We start from the raw sequence: 1,502 nt of genomic DNA on the forward strand, positions 1-1,502 counted from the left end.
AGCCAGTATTGTCGCTCAGATTCGGGAGGTCATGGCCGTGGATGTGGAGCCCGATGGGCTCACTTTTGATCCCGACTCGATCCAGTTCGAACGGATTACCGAGGATGCCGATTACGAAGGGATCAGGGTTCGATTTCGTGGAATGCTGGACTCCGCAAGGGTCAACATGCAGGTGGATATCGGCTTTGGCGACATCATCTATCCCGGACCGGAAGAATCGGATCTGCCAACCATGCTGGATTCTCCCATACCGAGGCTGCTTTGCTACAGCCGTGAAAGCGCTATTGCGGAGAAGTTCGAGGCCATGGTGAAACTCGGCATATTGAACAGCCGCATGAAGGATTTCTATGATATATGGCTCCTTTCCCGGCAGTTTGATTTCGATGGGATGAAACTGGCCGAGGCAATTCGTCTGACCTTCCAGAGAAGAGGAACTTCGCTTCCTCCGAGAATAGAAGCGTTCGAACAGCCTTTCATCGATGCCAAGCAGATTCAGTGGTCGGCTTTCCATAAGAGGCTTCAGCAAGACCATGTGCCCGAATCCTTCAAGGATGTCGTATCTGTGGTGGAGGATTTCCTTGCACCACTCACGACCCTGCTATCACAGGACAACCCTAAACCTCTGATCTGGCCTGCATCAGGCCCGTGGGCCTGACTCGGTGCAAAGTCTCTACACATAGTGACAAGTGAAGAGGCTTTGCATATCCCAGCCTGAACAATTCCCTGCCAATCCAATTCATCTCCCTCCGACGCTTTCCACCCCGCTCCGGTAAGTAACGGGCATCGAGCCGGGTTCGGCCCATACGGGCCGGATGTGCGGCTGTCATGGCCGAAACTACCGAGAGGATCACGTGGAAAGTACCGCCCATCAGGACGAACAACCCGAAAGCCTGGACACCACCGGCTTTGTCATCGCGCCGCTGGCCGCAGCGGCAGCGCTCGACTCGGCCGCTTTCAGCAAGGTCAACGCCACCGAAGCGATTCCGGCTACCTGGGAAGAACGCGCCCGCAAGGCCTGGGAATACTACGTCGAGGAGCCGCTGGTGAAGAATTGCGTCAACTCCTGGCGCACCTTCGCCGTGGGCGACGAGATCAAAATCACCAGCGATGACGAGAACCTCAAGGAGCAGGCTCTGGAGGCCGCCTGGCGGCTGAACGTCTCGCAGTTCATCAAGGACATGGTTCTTCAGCTCCTGGTGAAAGGCGACGCCATCGGCTTCAAACGCTTCACCAAGTCCGGCCAGGACATCGAGGAGCTGGTCTGCGTCAACCCGGTTTCGGTCAAGGTCAAATACGCCCAGGGCGAGCTGATCGAGGCCCGGCAATTTCCCGAGGACACACCCGGAGGCGGCGAATCCATTCCGCTGCCCGTCGAGCAGGTGGTCCACCTCAAATGGGACGCACCGGCCTTCTCGCCCCGGGGCAACTCCCTCGTGCTTCCCGCCTTTCAAGCCATCGAACTGCTGCGCGACTACCGCCGGGCCGAACAGGCCATCGCCAAG

Annotated in this window: 2 protein-coding genes; both read left to right on the forward strand. The window is 57.8% G+C overall.

Annotated elements, in window-relative coordinates:
• On the forward strand, window positions 1-655 hold a 655-nt coding region (locus EOM25_14900), incomplete at its 5' end, for a nucleotidyl transferase AbiEii/AbiGii toxin family protein (GenBank protein NCC26466.1).
• A gap of 196 nt (window positions 656-851) precedes the next feature.
• On the forward strand, window positions 852-1,502 hold a 651-nt coding region (locus EOM25_14905; protein ID NCC26467.1), incomplete at its 3' end, for a hypothetical protein.

It is taken from the genome of Deltaproteobacteria bacterium (assembly GCA_009929795.1).
In the GTDB taxonomy this organism is placed as follows: Bacteria; Desulfobacterota; Desulfovibrionia; order Desulfovibrionales; family Desulfomicrobiaceae; genus RZZR01.